This window comes from Ruegeria sp. HKCCA4812, from assembly GCF_013034245.1.
Taxonomy (GTDB): domain Bacteria; phylum Pseudomonadota; class Alphaproteobacteria; order Rhodobacterales; family Rhodobacteraceae; genus Ruegeria.
Genome location: NZ_WQFQ01000003.1, coordinates 201766 through 220866 on the forward strand (window position 1 = coordinate 201766; position 19101 = coordinate 220866).

At 58.7% G+C, this 19101-nt stretch carries 13 protein-coding genes; 9 read left to right on the forward strand and 4 right to left on the reverse strand.

Annotated elements, in window-relative coordinates; all coding sequences use genetic code 11:
• Positions 1-35: 35 nt before the first annotated feature.
• Positions 36-1802 carry an autotransporter assembly complex family protein gene (locus GOW04_RS11310; protein WP_254430125.1) on the forward strand — a complete coding sequence of 589 codons (1767 nt, stop codon included), beginning with the start codon at positions 36-38 and terminating at the stop codon, positions 1800-1802.
• Complete coding sequence (locus tag GOW04_RS11315) at positions 1799-5887, forward strand: translocation/assembly module TamB domain-containing protein (RefSeq protein ID WP_254430126.1); 4089 nt, start codon at positions 1799-1801, stop codon at positions 5885-5887. Before GOW04_RS11310 ends, GOW04_RS11315 begins: the two co-directional genes overlap by 4 nt.
• A gap of 272 nt (positions 5888-6159) precedes the next feature.
• On the opposite strand, the gene fdhF is transcribed toward GOW04_RS11315, so the two are convergent.
• The 3 genes from fdhF to GOW04_RS11335 form a co-directional block, all read right to left on the reverse strand.
• Complete coding sequence (gene fdhF, locus GOW04_RS11325) at positions 6160-8943, reverse strand: formate dehydrogenase subunit alpha (protein WP_171232613.1); 2784 nt, start codon at positions 8941-8943, stop codon at positions 6160-6162.
• 13 nt (positions 8944-8956) lie between these two features.
• On the reverse strand, positions 8957-10660 hold the full coding sequence (locus GOW04_RS11330; RefSeq protein ID WP_171232614.1) for an NAD(P)H-dependent oxidoreductase subunit E: 1704 nt from the start codon (positions 10658-10660) through the stop codon (positions 8957-8959).
• Between the two features lie 85 nt (positions 10661-10745).
• Positions 10746-11627, reverse strand: coding sequence for a LysR family transcriptional regulator (locus GOW04_RS11335; RefSeq protein WP_152457190.1), 882 nt, complete (start codon positions 11625-11627; stop codon positions 10746-10748).
• Positions 11628-11784: 157 nt separating this feature from the next.
• Here GOW04_RS11335 and GOW04_RS11340 point away from each other — a divergent pair, with 157 nt between their 5' ends.
• The gene (locus GOW04_RS11340) at positions 11785-12141 is read left to right on the forward strand and encodes a nuclear transport factor 2 family protein (RefSeq protein ID WP_171232615.1); all 357 of its coding nucleotides are present in this window, start codon (positions 11785-11787) and stop codon (positions 12139-12141) included.
• A 22-nt stretch (positions 12142-12163) separates the two neighbouring features.
• Here the strand turns inward: GOW04_RS11340 and ychF are convergent, their stop codons facing one another.
• Complete coding sequence (ychF, locus tag GOW04_RS11345; RefSeq protein WP_171232616.1) at positions 12164-13261, reverse strand: redox-regulated ATPase YchF; 1098 nt, start codon at positions 13259-13261, stop codon at positions 12164-12166.
• Between the two features lie 198 nt (positions 13262-13459).
• Here ychF and GOW04_RS11350 point away from each other — a divergent pair, with 198 nt between their 5' ends.
• The 6 genes from GOW04_RS11350 to GOW04_RS11375 all read left to right on the forward strand — a co-directional run bounded on the left by GOW04_RS11350 (position 13460) and on the right by GOW04_RS11375 (position 19101).
• Positions 13460-13948, forward strand: coding sequence for an acyloxyacyl hydrolase (locus tag GOW04_RS11350; RefSeq protein WP_171232617.1), 489 nt, complete (start codon positions 13460-13462; stop codon positions 13946-13948).
• A 78-nt stretch (positions 13949-14026) separates the two neighbouring features.
• Positions 14027-14818: a tryptophan synthase subunit alpha gene (gene trpA, locus GOW04_RS11355; protein ID WP_171232618.1), complete on the forward strand. Its 792-nt coding sequence runs from the start codon at positions 14027-14029 to the stop codon at positions 14816-14818.
• A 145-nt stretch (positions 14819-14963) separates the two neighbouring features.
• On the forward strand, positions 14964-16130 hold the full coding sequence (locus GOW04_RS11360) for an alpha-hydroxy acid oxidase (protein WP_171232619.1): 1167 nt from the start codon (positions 14964-14966) through the stop codon (positions 16128-16130).
• Between the two features lie 248 nt (positions 16131-16378).
• Positions 16379-17032 carry a 50S ribosomal protein L25/general stress protein Ctc gene (locus tag GOW04_RS11365; RefSeq protein WP_171117427.1) on the forward strand — a complete coding sequence of 218 codons (654 nt, stop codon included), beginning with the start codon at positions 16379-16381 and terminating at the stop codon, positions 17030-17032.
• A gap of 141 nt (positions 17033-17173) precedes the next feature.
• Complete coding sequence (gene pth, locus GOW04_RS11370; protein WP_171232620.1) at positions 17174-17854, forward strand: aminoacyl-tRNA hydrolase; 681 nt, start codon at positions 17174-17176, stop codon at positions 17852-17854.
• An 83-nt stretch (positions 17855-17937) separates the two neighbouring features.
• Complete coding sequence (locus tag GOW04_RS11375; protein WP_171205604.1) at positions 17938-19101, forward strand: serine hydrolase; 1164 nt, start codon at positions 17938-17940, stop codon at positions 19099-19101.

Genomic DNA, 19101 nt, shown 5'->3' on the forward strand with positions numbered 1-19101 from the left:
GGAGCAAGCGGCAATGCCGTCTGGGGAGCTGGCTGATGGCCACAGTTGTGACTTTGGCCCCAACCACGCTGGCGGCGCTGGAAACCTCGCTTTCGGCCCCCGGCGCATCGAAAGAACTGGTTGATCGCCTCAAGGAGACATCCTCGGTAACCACTGCTGAGGAACGCGGCCTCGACACCCCGCTTGAAATCCTCTCGGCAGCCTTGTCGGATTACCGTACGATCGTGCAAATCCTTTACGACGAAGGGTATTTCAGCCCGGTCGTCAGCATCAAGCTTGATGGACAGGAAGCGGCCGAGTTGAGCTCTCTCACGGTGCCTGCACAAATAAACCGTGCTGCGATTACCGTTGAAACCGGGCCAAGCTTCAAATTCGGCACCGCCACTGTCAAGCCCCTGGCCCCCGGAACGGAACTGCCCGAAGACTTTGCCCCCGGGAAACTGGCGACGACCGGTGCCATTCAACAGGCCTCCTCGGCCGGTGTTCAGGGTTGGAGGGACGCGGGTCACGCAAAAGCCGGAATTGCGGGTCAGACAATCATCGCGCGCCACGCCCAGGCCCGCCTGGATGCTCAGATCGACCTTGACCCCGGGCGCAGGCTGACATTTGGCAAAATGTTCATCAAGGGCAATTCAGACGTGCGCCACAGATCCATCGAAAAGATCGCCGGCTTCCCCAGTGGCGAGGTCTATTCGCCCGAGAAAATTCAGAAGGTGGGAACACGGTTGCGCCGGACCGGCACGTTCAACGTGGTCTCGTTGCAGGAACGAGAGACGCCGAATCCGGATGGCACACTGGATTTCGATGCCACGTTCGAAGACCTGCCCAAACGTCGGTTGACCTTTGGTGTGGAACTGGCCTCTCGTGATGGTGTGGATGTGACCGCGACGTGGACCCATCGCAATATGTTCAGGCGCGCAGAACGTCTGCGCTTCGAAGTGGCGGTTCGAAATATTGGCGGTGCAGAGGATATTGATGGCCGGATCGGGTTGCGTCTGGATCAACCTGACCGGCTTGGTCCTGATGACAACACCTTCTGGAGCGCCCTGCTGGAACGCCGCAACACGGAAAACTATAATGTAACGGTGGCTTCGCTGGCCTATGGTGCGCGCCGCACTTTTTCCGACAACTTATATGCCGAGGCATCCGCCGGGTTTCAGCTGTCAGACGCCGACGACGCATATGGCACTGGTCGCAAGTTCAGGTATTTCATCCTGCCCTTCCGGTCTGAATGGGACAAACGCGACAGCAAAGTCAGCGCCACACGCGGATTCTATCTGGACTCGCAAGTCATGCCCTTTGTCGGAATATCCGGTACGGATACCGGCCTCCGCCTTTTCTTTGATGGGCGGGCCTATACAAGCCTGGGGACAGGGGGGCGGATCGTTTTGGCCGGTCGCGCGCAGCTGGGATCCGTGATTGGCCCACCTGCCGATGGCGTCACGCCTGACTTTCTGTTCTTCTCGGGCGGTGCGGGAACCGTTCGCGGGCAACCCTATGAAAGCCTTGGCATTCCGGTCGGGACCGGCATCGCGGGCGGCAAGTCATTTATTGGCTTGTCCGGCGAGATCCGTGGCAAGGTTACTGACAGCCTGTCGTTGGTCGGGTTTTATGACTACGGTGTCGTCGATACGTCTTCCTTTGTCGGCAGCGGCGCGCAAGAAGATCACTCGGGCGCCGGTATCGGCGTAAGATACGATCTGGGCGGGTTTGGCCCCTTGCGTCTTGATCTGGCCTATCCTGTCAGCGGTCCCACCGGGGACGGGCTACAGTTCTATATCGGGATAGGACAGGCGTTTTGAGACGGTACCTTTCATACCCTCTGCTGATTGGTGCGCTGGCAATCGTGCCTGTGGCCGGACACCCGCAGGAGGACGAAGGCGGCAGCATGATCGAGAGGTTCCTACAGGATACACTGTCGGGCGACGATCAGAACGTCACCGTCAAAGGCCTGCAAGGTGCACTGAGTTCACGTGCCACGATTGCCGAGATCACCGTTGCCGATGACGAAGGGGTCTGGCTGACCATAAAAGATGCCGAACTTGACTGGAACCGACTGGCTTTGATCCGTGGGCGGTTCTCAGTCAATGCCCTGACGGCGCAAGAGATCGACGTTGCCCGCGCGCCTGGCACCACCACCAAAGACACGCCGCCGCCAACCGCAGAGGCAAAAGGCTTCCAACTGCCTGAACTGCCTGTTGCCATCGAAATCGGTGAAATTCGCATCGACGAGCTGGCTTTGGGCGAGCCCCTGATCGGAGTGGCCGCAGAACTGGCGGTTAGTGGCAACCTGTCACTGTCCGACGGGACGCTGGACACCAACCTTGATATCACCCGGCTGGACCGGGCAGGGGATGAAATCAAGTTGACAGCGGGCTTTCAGAACTCAAACAGCCAAATTGATCTTGACCTTCAGGTGACGGAGGCTGCGGGCGGCCTGATCTCGACCGCTCTTAAAATGCCGGATACCCCGCCTATCGCGCTGACAGCGAAAGGATCCGGACCCGTGACCGATTTTACGGCCGATATCGGTCTCAGCAGCGATGGTCAGCCTCGGGTGACAGGGCAGGTTCGGTTACGCTCGGCCCCGACTGCCGCGGCCAGCGCGGAAGAGGGCATTGCGTTTACTGCCGATCTCGGCGGTGATTTGACACCTTTTGTCGCTGAAGAAATGGATACGTTTTTCGGTGCCAAAACACAGCTCTATGTGGATGGGCGAACCCAACCTGAAGGTGCGCTGGAAATTGACGAGCTTGAGATCTCGTCACAAGCACTGAACCTGAAAGGCCAGTTACAGTTGGCGGCAGGTGGGCGATTGCAACTCGCGGCCCTGCAAGGACGCATAACGCCGCCGGAGGGTGAAAGGGTGACTCTTCCAGCCTCGGGCGGTGACACGTCCGTTGGAGCAGCACAGATTTCGGCGCTGTACGACGAAAAAAACGGCAATCATTGGGACATGAGCCTGACTGCGAACGCCGTGCAGGCCGAGCAGGTTGATTTGGAGCGCGCGCAAATTACTGCTCACGGGACCCTGGAACAGGGCGCAGTGCTAAAAATCAATGGCAACCTGCAGGCCGCGTTGGACGGTATTAGTCTGGCGGACGAGGCCCTGAGTGCAGCAATAGGCGACCTCGTCACTCTGGATGGCACTTTCGAATATGGCAGTGACCAATCCCTGAACCTGACCGGTCTCGAACTGGTTGGTGCGGATTACGAATTGGGCGTCGACGCATTGGTCAGCGGCCTGTCCACCGGTCTGGCCGTCGACGGCACCGCCACTTTGGAAGCCACGGATCTGTCCCGGTTTTCGGAACTGGCCCAACTGGAGCTGGGAGGCCAGGTCTCGGCCCGTCTAAACGGTCAAGGCTCGCCACTGGAAGGCAGTTTCGACGGCAAACTGGAGGTCGAAGGAACCGACCTCTCGACCGGGCGTGGTGACATCGATCCGGTGATCAAGGGCAATACAACAGTAACGCTCGACGCCAGGCGCGGTGCAGATGGCGTAACCATCCGAGATTTCACCCTGATCGGTGATACCTTGCGCGCCCAGGCCGACGGCACCGTAACGACCCCTGATGGCAACGTGACGATCGATGGTCAGGCGACGGTCAATTCCCGGGACCTGTCCGTGTTTTCAGGCCTTGCCAACCGCGAGCTTGAGGGTGCAGTACAAGCGAAACTGAACGGAAAAGGAACTGTTCAGACGCTGGAGTTTGACGGCACGGCCAGCGTATCGGGCCGGGATATCAAAACCGGTCTGGCCGAGATCGACCCTCTGTTGGTCGGTCGCAACGAGATCACGTTCGACGGTGCGCTGAGCCAAGAACAGATTGTGATCCGCGACGCATCGGTGAACGGTTCAGCCCTGACCGCCAAGGCCTCTGTTACCATAGACGATCCAAAGAAAGCCCTTGCCATAGACGGGCAGGTCAATGTGAACATCCCGAACCTGTCACCGTTTTCCAGCCTTGCAAAACGCGATCTGGCAGGGGCGATCCGAGCGGATGTTGCCGGCAAGGGCGCAGTCGGCAGCAAAGCGTTCGACGTAAAAGGCAATTTGGCGGCGGACGATATCAAAACCGGGATCGACGCCGTTGACGACCTGATCCAGGGGCGAACGAACCTGACCGTGGACGCGATGAACAACGATGAAGGCCTGGATATCCGTACGTTCCAACTGATTGGAACCGCCCTTTCGGCGAATGCATCGGGCAAGCTGAACCGAGACGCCGGCGGTTTGGACTTTTCTGCCAAACTGGATGACCTTGCCCGTCTGTCGCAATCCTTGTCCGGCCCGCTGAACCTGAGCGGGAACGTCGCTCCGACAGGCTCTGGACTGGAAGGCACTGCTCGCCTGGACGGGCCTGACAGCTCTTACGCCAGCCTTCAAGGAGCGGTCGGCCAGAATGGCTCGGCTGATGTGGATTTTGACGCCAAACTCAACCGGATCGAGCGGTTCGTTCCCGAATTTCCCGGCACTGTGGCAGCAAAGGGAACGGCCAAACGCGATAACGGTGTCTGGACGATTGACGCCAAGGCGCAAGGGCCTGCCGACATAGACACCACGTTGGCCGGCACTTTTGATGAAACCAGCAGTCAGGCGGATCTGAAGGCACAGGGCGGCATCAACCTTGGGATCGCGAATGTCTTCATCACACCCAACAAGATCGACGGGTCGGCGCGCTTCGATCTGGCACTCAAAGGTGCTCCGGCGCTGGCGTCGCTGAGCGGTTCGGTCACCACTTCGGGCACATCCCTTGCCATTCCGGGTGCTGGTCAGACCATTACCGGGATCAGTGGTCAGGTGGATCTGGCGCAAAGTCGCGCAAACATTACACTGAATGGCGGAGTTCGGGCGGGCGGCAACTTTACCGTCAACGGGCCTGTTGACCTGACCCCTCCGTTCAACGCCCAGATTACCACCACCCTGAACAACCTGGTGCTGACAGACCGGTTGCTGTATGAAACCACCCTGAACGGTCAGATTGCCATGACCGGGGCGTTGGCCGGAAACAGTTCGCTTGCCGGTCAGATCACGTTTGACGAAACCAACATCAACCTTGCCGCCGCGTCCGGCGCGGTAGGCGCGGCACCTATCCCGGACATCCAGCACATCAACGAAAGTCGCGCCGGTTTCGTCACCCGAGAGCGGGCCGGATTGGTCGTGACCGAAGGATCGGAGAAAAGCGCATCCCGTATTGCGCTGGATATCAGCCTGCTTGCACCTAAGGCGGTTTTCGTCAGAGGGCGTGGTGTGAACGCAGAACTGGGGGGGCGAATTTTCATCGGCGGCACCACTGCCTCTGTTGTGCCGTCCGGTCAGATCGAACTGATCCGGGGGAATTTCGACATTCTGGGCCGCAGATTGGCACTGACCAAGGGGATCGTCACGTTGCAGGGCGACCTGACCCCGTATATCGAGTTCGAGTCTTCAGCCAGCACGTCTGACGGCACCGCGACGATCGAAATTGCCGGCCCGCTGGATTCACCTGAGGTCAATGTGTTTTCCGACCCCGAACGTCCGGCTGAAGAAGCACTGGCAATGTTGCTGTTCGGGAACCGGTTTTCAGAAATCTCGCCTTTCCTGATCGCGCAAATGGCAGCATCACTGGCGCAACTCAGCGGTGCGGGAGGGGATGCAACCAAAGGTCTCCGCGACTCCACCGGAGTCGACACGGTCGACATAGGAGCTTCCGAAAGCGGCGCGGGCCGTTTGGGCGCGGGCGCGTACCTGGGTGAAAACCTCTATACGGATTTCACCGTGAACACCGAAGGTGACACCGAAGTGAACCTGAACCTTGATGTCACGGACAATTTCACGGTGCGCGGTACGGTCGATGGCCGAGGAGAGACGGGCGTGGGTGTGTTCTTCGAGCGTGACTACTGACCAACTGTCAAAAAAGAAACCAAGTTGAGCCATCCGTTCATGTCGCCCAAGCAGGTGACGGGTGTACAAATTGCCTTGTCGACGCCTGTTTCCGATTTCGTTGGTGGTCGCGATGCAATCGCCAGCACGGAAACTTGCGTGGTGCCGCAGCCAAATGAAAACCCAACGAATTGCCAGGGCAAGTCAGATGGGGCAATCGTTTAAACGATGGCGCGGCAAAGAAAAAAGCGGCCCCCTTCCAGAGGCCGCCCTTGTTCAGTCTGGCAGCGATCTTACTCCGCTGCCATCGCATCCTCGATCTTTTCGACACGAATGGCCGAGAATTTGAACTCGGGGATCTTGCCGTAGGGGTCGATGGCCGAGTTCGTCAGGATGTTCGCCGCCGCTTCGACATAGGCAAACGGGATGAACACCATGTCTTCGGCAATGGCCCGGTCGGCGCGCACCATGATTTCAATCGAACCACGACGCGTGGTCAGGCGGATCATTTCGCCCGGCTCTATCCCCATCAGCTTCAGCGTGCGCGGGTTCATCGAGCAGTTGGCCTCTGGCTCGACCGCGTCAAGAACCTTTGCCCGTCGGGTCATTGAACCGGTATGCCAATGTTCCAGCTGACGGCCGGTGGTGGCAATCATCGGGTATTCATCATCGGGCGCCTCATCAGGCGGGATGACATTGGCCGGAGTGAACCTTGCTTTGCCACCCGCGCGGGGGAAACCATCGCCGAACACAATAGGCTGGCCGGGATCGGTTTCGCTGAGCGACGGATAGGTGATCGTCTCGGTTTCCAGCCGTTCCCACGTGATATTGTCAAGCGACTCCATGGTCAGTTTCATCTCGGCAAAGACCTCGGACACGTCGGAGTAGTCCCAGTTCAGCCCGATGCGCTGCGCCAGGTCGACCGTGATCTTCCAATCCTCGCGCGCCTCACCCGGAGGCGCCACGGCCGGACGGACACGTTGCACCTGACGGTTGGTGTTCGACACCGTGCCGTTCTTTTCATACAGCGCCGAGGCCGGCAGAATGATGTCGGCATAGTTCGCGGTTTCGGTCAGGAAGATGTCCTGCACGATCATCAGGTCCAGCTTGGCCAGGGCCTCACGAGCGTGGCCAACATCCGGGTCGGACATAGCCGGGTTTTCGCCCTGAATGTACATGCCCTTGATGTTGCCCGCATAGGCTTGGTCAATGATCTCGGTGACGGTCAGACCCTTCTCGTTCGAGAAATCATCCGATTTCCAGATATTGGTGAACTGCGCGCGAATGCCGTCATCGGTCACCGTTTTGTAGTCCGGCAGGAACATCGGGATCAGGCCGGCGTCCGATGCGCCCTGCACGTTGTTCTGGCCCCGCAGAGGGTGCAGACCCGCGCCGGGTTTGCCGACATTCCCGGTCATCAATGCCAGCGAGATCAGGCAGCGCGAATTGTCGGTGCCGTGGATATGCTGGCTGACGCCCATACCCCAAAAGATCAGACCAGCCTTGGCTTGTGCAAAGGTGCGCGCAACGCGACGCAGCTGATCCGGTTCGATGCCGCAGATCGGCGCCATCGCCTCGGGGGTGAACTGGCGCAGGTGTTCTTTCTCGGCCTCCCAGTTCTCGGTCCAGCGGTGGATGTACTGGCTGTCATACAGCTCTTCCTCGACGATCACGTTCATGATCGCGTTCAGCATCGAGACATCGGCACCTGGCCGAAATTGCAGCATTTCGTCCGCAAATTTGCGCATGCCGACACCGCGCGGGTCCATCACGATCAGCTTGCCGCCGCGCTTGGCGAACTGCTTGAAATAGGTCGCCGCGACGGGGTGGTTCTCGATCGGGTTGGCGCCGATGATGATCGCCACATCAGCGTTCTCGATCTCGTTGAAGGTCGCCGTCACTGCGCCCGAACCCACGTTCTCGATCAGAGCGGCCACAGACGACGCATGGCACAGACGGGTGCAGTGGTCGACATTGTTGTGTTTGAAACCCTGACGGATGAACTTCTGGAACAGATAGGCCTCTTCGTTGGTGCATTTGGCCGAGCCAAAGCCCGCAACGCTGCGCGGGTCTTGGTCGCGCAGGGCCATCAGTCTCGTGGCCGCCAGATCCATCGCTTCTTCCCAGGTCGCTTCGCGGAAATGGGTCGACAGGTTGCCGGGATCAACGTTCAGACCTTTTGCCGGTGCATTCTCGCGCCGGATCAGCGGTTTGGTCAGGCGATGCGGGTGGTGGATATAGTCGAACCCGAACCGGCCCTTGACGCACAGGCGGCCTTCGTTGGCGGGGCCGTTGATGCCCTCAACATATTTGACCTTGCCGTCCTTGACCTTGAGGCTGACCTTGCAGCCCACCCCGCAGAAGGGGCAGACGCTTTCGGTCTCGGAATCGTAATCCTTGCTGTCGCCGCGCTGCTGGTCGTCCAGCACGGTGGCGGGCATCAGGGCGCCGGTCGGGCAGGCCTGAACGCATTCACCGCAGGCGACGCAGGTCGACTCGCCCATCGGGTCGTTCTGGTCGAACACCACCTGCGCGGTATGCCCGCGACCGGCCATGCCGATCACGTCATTCACCTGCACCTCGCGGCAGGCACGGACGCAGAGGTTGCAGTTGATGCAGGCATCCAGATTGACCCGCATCGCCACATGGCTGTCATCCAGCAGCGGAATCTTCTCGGGCTCTTTCGCCGGAAAACGGCTGTCGCTGACATCGTTCAGCTTGGCCATGTCCCAGAAATGGCTCGAGGCATCGTGCGGCTGCTCGGGCTGGTCGGCCACCAACAGTTCCATGACCATGGCGCGCGATTTCTCGGCGCGGTCGGTGTCGGTTTTCACCACCATCCCGTCAACCGCCGGACGGATGCACGAGGCGACCAGCGTACGCTCGCCCTCGACCTCGACCATGCAGGCGCGGCAGTTGCCATCGGGTTTGTAGCCCGGTGCCGGTTTGTGACACAGATGCGGGATCACCAGTCCACGGCCATTGGCCGCTTCCCAGATGGTGGTGCCTTCGGGCACAGTGACGTCATCGCCGTTCAGGTTGAAGGTGACGGTCTTGTTTGGGCTTGCATCAAGCATGGCTCTGTCTCCCTCAGATTTCTTCAGCGAAGTGTTTCATGACCAGACGGATCGGGTTCGGGGCCGCCTGCCCCAGACCGCAGATCGAAGCGTCGCCCATCACCTGGCACAGATCTTCCAGCAGATCGGTATCCCACTTGTCGGCCTGCATCAGCTTCACCGCCTTTTCGCAGCCCGCCCGGCAGGGCGTGCACTGGCCACAGCTTTCGTCCTCGAAGAACCGCAGCATGTTCAGCGCCGCATCACGGGCCGTGTCCTGATCGGACAGAACCACAACCGCAGCAGACCCGATGAAGGTGCCCAGCGGCTGTAGTGTGTCAAAGTCGAGCGGGACGTCGTCGATGCTGGAGGGGAGAAGACCTGACGACGGCCCGCCCGGTTGATACGCCTTGAACACATGACCTTCGGCCATGCCCCCGGCTGCATCAATCACGTCAAGAATGGTCGACCCTGCCGGCAGCAGGTAAACGCCCGGCTTGGCCACCCGGCCCGAGACCGAATAGCTGCGCAGCCCCTTGCGGCCATTCTTTTCAACCGAATTGAGGATCTCCGGACCTTCCCGGCAGATTTTGCACACCCAGTAGAGCGTTTCCACGTTGTGCACCAGCGTCGGTCGTCCAAAGACGCCGACCTGCGCCACGAAGGGCGGGCGGTGACGCGGCAGGCCCTTTTTGCCCTCGATCGATTCGATCATCGCAGATTCTTCGCCGCAAATGTAAGCGCCCGCGCCGCGGCGCAGGTCGATATAGCCTTTCTCGACGATCCCGGCCTGTTCCAAAGCCGCGATCTCGCGCCGCAGGATTTCCAGAACGGCTGGATATTCGTCACGCATGTAGATAAAGCAGGTCTCTGCCTGAACCGCCCAGGCGGCGATCAGCATCCCTTCGAGGAAAACATGCGGCGTGCGTTCCAGATAGTAGCGATCCTTGAAGGTGCCGGGTTCGCCCTCGTCCCCGTTCACGGCCAGATAGCGCGGGCCGTCATTCATGCGGACAAAGCCCCATTTCTTGCCCGACGGGAAACCTGCGCCGCCCAAACCGCGCAGACCCGAGGCCAGAACCTGTTCCTGAACCGCTTCCCAGTCGCCGCCCTCGCGCAGCTCTTTCAGCTTGGCGTAACCGCCGTTCTCGACATAGGTCGCGAAGGTCTCATAGTCGGGCAGATGGGCATGAGTGTCGCCCGCAGCAATCGAAGCCTGCACCTTTTCAGGGGTCGCGTGGTCAATATGGTTGTGCCCGATTTCCAGCACCGGTGCCGTGTCGCAGCGCCCCATGCAGGGCGCGCGCAGAACGCGCACTTCGGACGGGTCCAGCCCATCCTCCAGCGCTTTTTTCAACTGCTGCGCACCAGCCATTTCGCAGGACAGGGAATCACAGACGCGAATGGTCAGCGCGGGGGGCGGCGTTTCACCTTCTTTCACCACGTCGAAATGGGCATAGAAGGTCGCGGTCTCGTAAATCTCGGCCTGGCCGATCCGCATCTCGACGGCGAGCGCGGCGATATGGTCGGCGCTGATATGGCCGTGCGTGTCCTGAATCAGGTGCAGAAACTCGATCAGCAGGTCGCGGCGGCGTGGGCGGTCGCCCAGCAGGCGCGCAATTTCGGCCTGTGCTTCATCCGTGAACTGTCGGCCTTTGGGCGTGTGCCGCCCCTTGCCTTTACCTGACTTCCAGACGCCCTTGGGTGCGCCTGATGGCTTGGTGTCTAATGGTGCCATGATGCCCTCCGATTCAGGCCTCGTGTCTCATCAGGCTAGCATATCGTCAAATCGCTTTTTGCAATCGCACGATAACGACATCTTATCACCGTAAAGACGTCACCACAGCGCGCAGTGCCTGCACCGTTGGCAGTTCAGGGTCTCGGCTCAGGGTGGCCAGACAGATCGGTTTACTTACAATCGGATCGACCAGCGGCAGCACCTTTGTCCCCTGCAACTCGCCTAGGGCCCGAATAAGGACACGTGGCACAACCGTGGCAGCCAGCCCCTCGCGTGCCATCACCATCGACGCGGTAAATCCGCTGGTTTCGGCGACCACGTCCGGGTGCAGCCCCTGTTCGGCAAAGATACGATCCAGAATACGCCGGTTTTGCATCTGCGGCTCGAGCAGGCTCAGCGGAAATTCAGCCACGCGCGCCCAAGGCAAGGGGCCGGTTTCGTCCGTCATGTGTGACGGAACCAGCAGAACATAGGTTTCCTCGTACAAAGGTTGCACCTGTCGCAGATCAGTCCCGATGCTGTCGCCATATGTTATCCCGGCGTCCAGACTTCCTTCGTCCAGCCGGTGTTGAATGGCGGTGGCAGACATGGTTTCGATGCGGGTAACGATGCGCGGATGGGCTTGCCGAAAGCGTTTGGTGAGGCGCCCGGTAAAGGCGATGGCCGTCGGTATCACGCCAAGGATCAGCGTGCCGGTGATCTCGCCCCTGGTGGCCAGCACCTGCTGTTCCAGTGCTTTGGTGTCATCGAGAATACGCCGCGCCCGTTGGACGATCATCTCGCCCTCTTCGGTCAAGCCCTGAAACCGGTTGGCGCGGCGGACGATGGACACGCCCAGCCGATCCTCGAGGTTGCGGATGCGCATGGAAAAGGCGGGCTGCGAAATCCCACACTCTTCGGCGGCCTTGGCGAAATGGCGGTGCCGCGCCAACGCGCTGAGCAGTTGCAGGTCGCGGATTTCGATCATGATTCAAATTTCCAACATCAGGCCAAAGACCACTCTAACTGCATTACCGCACAGAGAAAGCACCGTCTTTCAGCGCGGGCGCGTCGGAAACTGGTGCTTTGTCGTATAAGATTGCCCACCATTAATGGGGGCTGGGAACAAGAAGGCGAGGTACCGCATGACCGCTGTAGACGTATTTCAAAAACTGTTTGACGCGTATGTCGGATGCTACCGATCCCGAAACGCAGCTGGGTGCGCATCGTTTTTCGCCAAAGACGCAGAGCTATACTCACCTTTTGGTCGCGCAGCCAAAGGACGAACGGCCATTGAAACAATACACGCGGAATGGCTGGAGGAAGGTGGCGAGGACAAAGTCGTCGAAGTCGTGCAGGCTGGCATAGACGGCCAAATCGGCTGGTGCCTTGCGACTTTCCGCGAAGGAACGACCGATGACGGCACATCTCTCAACGTTTTGTACAGGCAGCCGGACGGCAGGTGGCTGATCCGACAATGCAGCTTGAACGAAACGCCCTGATGTCGGCACAGGGCAAATGGCGTCAGGTGTTGAACAGGAAATGCATCACGTCGCCATCCTTGACGATATAGCTTTTCCCCTCGGCCCGCATCTTGCCAGCCTCTTTCGCCCCCTGCTCGCCGTTGCAGGCGATGAAGTCGTCATAGGCGATGGTCTCGGCGCGGATGAATCCCTTTTCGAAATCACCATGAATGACACCAGCCGCCTGCGGTGCAGCGGTACCGGTGCGGATGGTCCACGCGCGAGCTTCTTTCGGGCCGACCGTAAAATAGGTTTCCAGTTTCAGCAGGTCGTACCCGGCACGGATCAGACGGTCGAGGCCGGGCTCTTCCAAACCCATTTCCTCAAGGAACATCTGTGCCTCGTCCGCTTCAAGCAGGCTGATCTCTTCCTCGATCTTGGCGCTGATGATGACATGAGAGTTGCCCTGGGCGGCAGCCATCTCGGCGACTTTCGCCGAGTATTCGTTGCCTTCAGCGGCTTCTTCCTCGGACACGTTACAGACATAAAGAACCGGCTTCGTGGTCAGCAGTTGCAACATCTTCCAGGCCTTGGCGTCCTCGTCCGAAACCTCGACCAGTCGTGCAGGTTTGCCGCTCTCCAGCATCTCTTGCGCTTCGGCAAGCAGGCGGTCCTGCTGTTGGGCCTCTTTGTCATTGCCTTTCAGCTTGCGCACCAGGTTGGCACGGCGCTTTTCGATGCTTTCCAAATCGGCCAGCATCAGCTCGGTCTCGATGGTCTCGGCGTCGGCCACAGGATCGATGCGGCCTTCAACATGGGTCACGTCGCCATCTTCGAAACAGCGCAGGACATGGGCGATGGCATCGACCTCGCGAATATTTGCCAGAAACTGGTTTCCCAGCCCCTCGCCTTTCGAGGCGCCCTTCACCAGACCGGCGATATCCACGAATGTCATGCGGGTCGGGATGATCTGTTTTGACGATGCGATTGCCGCCAACTTGTCGAGCCGCTCATCCGGCACGGCCACATCGCCGACATTGGGCTCAATCGTGCAGAACGGGAAGTTCGCGGCTTGCGCGGCAGCGGTTTTGGTCAACGCATTGAAAAGGGTCGACTTGCCCACGTTCGGCAGACCCACAATTCCCATCTTAAAGCCCATAACGGCCTCCTGCATAGAATACGAACGCAGCTTCTATGCAGGTCCGCATCAATGCGCAAGTGATTGCCGGGCCACTTTGTTTGAGTCCCTTCGGCCACATCACGAAATTGTTCTCAAATCGTGTTCTTGTCGGTCCTGAAAAACGAAGGGTAGGATGAACAATTAACATAGCGCGATCAAATTAAATGGCAGAACATAATGGAAAAACTACTTCTTGCAGCCGTACTGACGGTCTCTACATTTGCTACAGCCCATGCTCAGACGGTTGTTTTTGGTGCCGGGTATTCAGATTTTTCCGAGGCGACGTCCGAAGATCAGGCACTGATTGCTCTCGAGTACCATCACACTCCTTTTCACCAGGCAACTCGGTTCAGTGCTGGCTGGGGTGCTGCGTTTTCTGTGAACGAAGACGGGGATACGCATATCGGTGTTGGGCTGGTCGGGCTGTATTCTCTGGGTGAGCGCTGGTTCGTCGAAGGCAGTGTCATGCCGGGATACTTCAATGCCAGCAACGACCAGAACGACCTGGGCGGAGACTTTCAGATCCGCAGCCTTTTGGGTCTTGGATATAACCTGAACAACGGCAACAGAATGTCAGTTGCGATCACGCACAAGTCGAACGCCAGCACCAACGATGAGAACCCTGGTGTAAACGCGGTTCTGCTGCGGTACCATCTGGGCTTCTGAGCTATTCCTGCGTTGGCGGGATTGATTTTCGGTCAAAGTTTCTGCACACGGGTCCAAACCCGATTGCAAGGACATCCGATGACCCGTATCGACGCTAAGTTTGCCGCCCTGAAAGCCGAAGGAAAGAAGGCTTTTGTTGCCTATGTGATGGCAGGGGACCCGGACTATGACACCTCGCTCGACGTGGTCAAAGGCCTGCCCGGCGCGGGTGTGGACATCATCGAACTTGGTTTGCCCTTCACTGATCCGATGGCGGATGGCCCCACAATTCAGGCAGCGGGTCAACGCGCGTTGGACGGCGGGATGACGTTGCTGCGCACATTGGATCTGGCGCGCGCGTTCAGGGAAACAGATGACACAACGCCAATTGTCCTGATGGGGTACTACAACCCGATTTACAGCCGGGGTGTAGAGGCTTTTCTGGCCGATGCCAAAGATGCCGGTATTGACGGGCTGATCGTTGTCGATCTGCCGCCCGAGGAAGACGAAGAGCTTTGCCTGCCTGCGCAGGCGGCCGGCCTGAACTTCATTCGTCTTGCAACACCTACCACGGATGACCAGCGCCTGCCGCGCGTTTTGCAAAACACCTCGGGCTTCGTGTATTACGTCTCAATCACTGGCATCACCGGCGCGGCCGAGGCGCAGGCAACGGATGTGGCCCCCGAGGTTGCCCGTATCCAGGCCGCAACCGAGCTGCCGGTGATTGTGGGCTTTGGCATCAATACGCCCGAGAAATCCCGCAATATCGCGTCCGTGGCAGATGGTGCCGTAGTCGGATCGGCGATCGTCAGCCAGATCGGTGCAGGCAAACCGGTCAATGAAGTGCTGGATTTTGTAAAGTCCCTGTCGGATGGCGCTCATAGCGCCTGATCCCGCAGATAACACAAGACTGAAAAGCCTGCCGCAGACTGTTCTGGGGCAGGCTTTTTTGACTGCCCGACGCCGGGCCAGATCATTGCAGGCGTTGACATGCATTGGTAAGGAAAACGAACCAGTAAGTTCGGAGGTCTGAGTAATGCCTGTGATAACCAATATCGAAAACCTCAGGCGCATATACGAGCGTCGCGTGCCGCGGATGTTCTACGATTACGCTGAAAGCGGCAGCTGGACGGAACAGACTTTCCGCGAGAACAGTTCCGATTTTGAAAAGATCCGCCTGCGTCAGCGGGTTGCCGTTGATATGTCCGGGCGTTCGACGGCCTCGGAAATGATCGGCCAGAAGGTGTCAATGCCGGTCGCGTTGGCCCCGGTCGGGTTGACGGGGATGCAGCATGCGGACGGAGAGATGAAGGCCGCCAAAGCCGCCGAGGATTTTGGTGTGCCCTTTACCCTTTCCACAATGTCGATCAACTCGATCGAAGACGTGGCCGAGCACACCGACAAGCCGTTCTGGTTTCAGCTCTACACGATGAAGGACGATGACTATGTCAGCCGTCTGATCCAGCGGGCCAAGGACGCCAAGTGTTCGGCGCTGGTGATTACGTTGGATCTGCAGATTCTGGGCCAACGGCACAAAGACCTGAAGAACGGCCTGTCCGCACCACCCAAGCTGACCGCAAAGACCATAGCGAACCTGATGACCAAATGGGCCTGGGGCATTGAAATGCTGGGTGCCAAACGGCGCGAGTTCGGCAATATAGTGGGACATGTGCAAGGTATCTCGGACGCGTCTTCACTGGGGGCCTGGACCGCTGAACAGTTCGACCCCACCCTCGACTGGAGCAAAGTCGAAAAACTGATGGAAAAGTGGGGCGGAAAAGTGATCCTGAAAGGGATACTCGACGCGGAAGATGCCAAAATGGCTGCCAAGCTGGGAGCGGATGCCATAGTCGTGTCGAACCATGGTGGGCGTCAGCTGGATGGTGCGCTCAGCTCGATTCGGGTATTGCCCGAGATCATGGACGCTGTCGGCAACGATGTCGAAGTGCATCTGGACAGTGGTATCCGCTCGGGTCAGGACGTGCTTAAGGCATTGGCACTGGGGGCTAGGGGGACGTATATCGGCCGCGCATTTATTTATGGGCTGGGCGCCATGGGCCAGAAAGGCGTCACCACCGCGCTGGAAGTGATTCAGAAGGAACTTGATACAACAATGGCGCTGTGCGGTGAAAAAACCGTTAGCGCGCTGGGGGCGCACAATCTTCTGGTACCAGAAGATTTTGGTGGTCGCTGGCAAGGCTGAGCCCGCGGGAGATTTGGGGCTCTGCCCCGCCGCCCGTTCCGGGCGTCTCCCCCGGGATACTTGTGGCCAGATGAAACAGCGGACCCTTCACTGATCTGGCGAAGAACACTTCGGAGCGCGCGGCTGAGCCCCTCAGAACGGCAAGCTGTGAATTACCCCTTTCCAAACCGGATGAATCGAGATAAGGACGCGGCTTCACGCGGGTATACAGCCTTGGAGGATACCCGCCCTAACATTGGAGAATTATCATGGCTGGAGAGATTCCTGATCTCGTAGCTCTGGAACGGACGGGGACAGGCAAGGGCGCCGCTCGCAAAACACGCCGCGAAGGCATGGTTCCGGGCGTTGTGTTTGGCGGCGACAAAGATCCGCTGCCGATTCAGATTCCGTTCAACGAACTGTTCAAGCGCCTGAAGGCCGGTCGCTTCAAGTCGACCCTGTGGAACCTGAAGGTCGAAGGCCATGAAGACGTTCGCGTCATCTGCCGCGATGTTCAGCGTGATGTCGTCAAAGACCTGCCGACCCATCTGGACCTGATGCGCCTGCGCCGGACCACCAAGATCGCGCTGTACATTCCGGTTGAGTTCATCAACGAAGATGAAGCCCCCGGCATCAAGAAGGGCGGCGTTCTGACCGTTGTCCGCCCGGAAGTCGAGCTGTTGTGCACCGCAGGTGACATTCCTGAGAAGATCACCGTTGATGTGGCCGGAATGAACATCAACGACGTCGTCACCATTTCGTCGGTTGACCTGCCCGAAGGCACCAAGCCGACCATCGACCGCGACTTCGTAATCGCTAACGTCTCGGCACCGACCGGTCTGTCCACGAGCGACGACGAAGAAGGTGAAGAAGCGGAAGTTGCAGTCGACGAAGTCGAAGTCGTCGGCAAAGAAGAAGAATAAATCCGGATCAAACGTCTGGATTTTGAAACGGGGTTCTGACGAGCCCCGTTTTTTTATGGTCAACACGCGCAGCGCTGGCTGGATTTCCATGGCAATTCCGGGCATCACATAGCCTCGAGGCTACAGAGGCGGAGCATGGTCATGAAACTCTTTGTCGGATTGGGAAACTCGGGGCAGAAATACGCCCGAAACCGGCACAATATCGGGTTCATGGCTGTGGAGCGGATTGCGAAAGATCATGGGTTTGGCCCATGGAAATCCAAGTTTCAGGGCGAAATCTCGGAAGGGCGGTTAGGGTCTGAAAAAATCCTTTTGCTGAAACCGCAAACCTTCATGAACCGGTCCGGTCAATCCGTGGGTGAAGCGATGCGTTTCTACAAGCTCGAGTCCACAGATGTAGTCGTGTTCCATGACGAGTTGGACCTCGCCCCAGGCAAAGTGCGGGTAAAGGCGGGTGGTGGGCACGCTGGGCATAATGGTCTGCGTTCGATCCACGACCATATAGGCGCAGCCTATGACCGTGTCCGGCTTGGGATCGGACATCCGGGCCGCAAGGAAATGGTCTCGGCTTATGTTCTGAGCGACTTTGCGAAAGCCGAGAGTGACTGGCTGGACGACGTTCTTCGGGGTGTTTCGGACGGCGCGCCCCATCTGGCCCAGGATGATGGTGGAAAATTCATGAACGCGGTGGCCCTGCGCACTGCTCCGCCCCGGTCGTCCAAGACGGCGGCTCCGAAAGCTGAAACCGCATCTAAGGCACCTCCGAAGCCACCGGCCGACGAACGGTCGGCCATGCAGAAACTGTTGGACAAGTTCAAATAGCGCCCCGCCCTCTTTCCGTTACGTCGGCGTTGCGAAAGAGGGATGTCCGCGTTCCAATACACGCAAACAAGGGAGGCTATGCGATGCGGTCCATACTGAAGTGGGTTCTGCGCATTGTGCTGGCGCTGGCTTTGGCCGCCGCTGCTGTTGGGCTTTGGAAACGCGAAGAGTTGCAGCGCCTGATGGCGGTGAACTCTCTGTTTGCCGAGGACAAGATCGTTCACAACTTTTCGCATATGGATGAAGCCTTTCTGACCGTGGATCTGCCGCGTGGAAACGCCCCGACGTGGGAGCTGCCCTACGGCGAAGGTTTCGATCTTCCGGAAGGCACCGACACTTGGATCAATGAACGCTCGGTCACTTCTTTGCTTATCATGCAGAACGGCAAGATCCGGTTCGAGGAATACTATCTGGGCACCGGTCCCGATGATCGTCGGATTTCGTGGTCAGTGGCAAAAAGTTATCTGTCGGCGCTTTTCGGCATTCTCCTGCAAGAGGGCGCAATCGATTCATTGGATGATCCCGTCGTCAAATACGCCCCCAAACTTGCAGGCAGCGCATATGACAGGGCGACAATTCGGAACGTTCTGAACATGGCCAGCGGCGTCACGTTTGACGAAGATTATCTGGACCCAAAATCTGACATCAACAGGATGGGCCGTGTGATTGCCCTGGGCGGTGAACTGGACGATTTTGCAGCCTCATTGCAGGACAGTTTCGCGCCCCCCGGTGAAACCTGGCAATACGTTTCCATAGACACGCATGTATTGGGCATGGTGATACGCGGGGCGACCGGTCGCAGTGTCGCGGATCTTTTGACGGAGAAAATCCTTCAGCCCCTGGGCCTTGAGCGTGACGGGTACTATGTCACTGACGGCGCTGGTGTCGCCTTTGTTCTGGGCGGATTGAATTTCACGACACGTGACTTTGCACGGTTCGGGCAAATGATCCTGCAAGATGGGAAATTGAGCGGCCGGCAAGTGGTGCCCGCCGACTGGATATTCGAGGCAACTCAACCCAGCGCCCCGACCGCTCAGGGGAAGATTGGATATGGGTACCAGTGGTGGATCCCGCGCGGCGCCCATGAGGGAGAGTTTCTGGCCCGGGGCGTGTATGGGCAATACATCTATTTCAACCAACCTCGCGGCGTTCTGATTGTGTCTACCGGCGCTGATCGGAAATTCCGCGACACTGGCGTAAACGACCAGAATATCGAAATGTTCCGCAAGATCGCAGAAAGCCTGTGA